Source organism: Anaerotruncus massiliensis (ex Togo et al. 2026) (assembly GCF_030825285.1).
GTDB lineage: Bacteria > Bacillota > Clostridia > Oscillospirales > Ruminococcaceae > Anaerotruncus > Anaerotruncus massiliensis.
Genome location: NZ_JAPJQF010000024.1, coordinates 1 through 1471, shown reverse-complemented (window position 1 = coordinate 1471; position 1471 = coordinate 1). Strand labels below are relative to the sequence as shown.

The following is a 1471-nucleotide window of genomic DNA, read 5'->3' as shown; positions in this document are numbered from 1 at the left end:
CTCTCCAACATGCCGTATGCAAAATGGCGGGGTCCGGTATGAAGCGCCGGCTTCCCGGCTCCGCCTGTCAAACGATTCAGACCGTGGAGAACTCCAGCGCGGTAAAATATCCCTGCACCGTCATGCTGTCTCCGCTGAGGCATTTTAGGGTCAGGCGGCGGCCGGTGAACTTGAGGATCATCCTCCCGGTGTTGAGCCGGACGATCTGGTCGTTGTATTCGAGCACCCCCTGGCAGTGCTCGATATAGGCTTCGCGGTTGCCGAGCAGCTCCAGCTGCGGCAGCCCTTCGAGCACGTCGACCGGCAGCTCGAGGGTGCGGGACACCGCGTCCGCGATCGAATAGCGTTCCTTTTTCCCTTTCTTCCTTCCGAACATCGATTTTCCCCCATCTCCCCGCGGCAAATTTGGGTGCATCCGCCGGGGGACCAGTACATAGATATTATAAAAAGCGGTTTTTTATGTAATCGGGGGTGTGGGCGCGTGAAATGCGCAAAATACCTGTTGGCGGCGTCCGCGGCGGCGGCCGCCGTCGGGCTTTTATGGAAGACCAAGGAGGTGTCGGAGGGGGTGCGCGCGGGGCTCGGGAGCTGCGCGGCGGTCATCATCCCCTCCCTTTTCCCGTTTATGATCCTCGCGGGGCTGATCGCCGCGACGCAGGCGGGGGCGGTGCTCTCCCGCGCGGTGAGCGGCTTTACCCGCCGGGTGATCGGCATGCCGGAAAACCTCGGCGCGGTGCTGCTCATGAGCTTCGTGGGCGGCTTCCCGGTCGGCGCGCGGATGCTCTCCGACATGCTCGCGCGCCGGGAGATCGACCGGGAAACCGCCGAGCGCGCCCTCTGCTGCTGCGTGAACGCCGGGCCCTCCTTTCTCATCTCCGCCGTCGGCGCGGGGATGCTCGGCAGCCGCGCGGCCGGACTCGCGCTGCTCGGCGCGCAGGTGCTCTCCTCCCTCGCCGTCGGTGCGCTCGCCTTCCGGGGCGCGCGGGCCGGCAGTCCGCCGGCCCGCGCGCCCGAACGCTCCCGCGACGCCTTCGTGAACGCCGTGCGCTCCGCCGCCTCGGGCATCCTCTCGATCTGCGCCTTCGTCGTCGCCTTCTCCGCCGTCACCGCGCTGCTGCGCGCCGTCGGGCTCACCGGGGCGCTGGCGGGCGCGCTCGGGAAGCTCTTCCCCGCGCTGGGGGAGCCCTTCTTCACCGCCGCGCTCGCCGGACTGCTGGAAGTCACCGGCGGCTGCATCGCGGCCGCGTCGCTGGGCGGGCGCGCGGGCTTTTTGCTCTGCGCCTTTCTCGTCTCCTTTTCCTCCCTCAGCATCATCTTCCAGGTGCGCTCCTGCTTTTTTGACGGCTGCGGCGTGCGGTTCGGGCGGTTTTACCGCTCCCGGCTGCTTCACGGCGGGCTCACCACCCTCTTCGCCGCCCTCTTCGCCCGGTGGCTGCCCCCCGCCGTCCTCGCGGCGTCCGTCTCCCTCTCC

Annotated in this window: 2 protein-coding genes; one reads left to right on the top strand and one right to left on the bottom strand. The window is 68.0% G+C overall.

Annotation, left to right across the window (positions count from 1 at the left end; translation table 11 throughout):
* Positions 1-76: 76 nt before the first annotated feature.
* Complete coding sequence (locus tag RCI06_RS08670) at positions 77-376, bottom strand: YabP/YqfC family sporulation protein (protein WP_101551376.1); 300 nt, start codon at positions 374-376, stop codon at positions 77-79.
* Between the two features lie 105 nt (positions 377-481).
* Between RCI06_RS08670 and RCI06_RS08665 the strand changes: the two genes are divergently transcribed.
* Positions 482-1471: hypothetical protein (locus RCI06_RS08665; RefSeq protein ID WP_306575620.1), on the top strand; the 990-nt coding region annotated here is incomplete at its 3' end.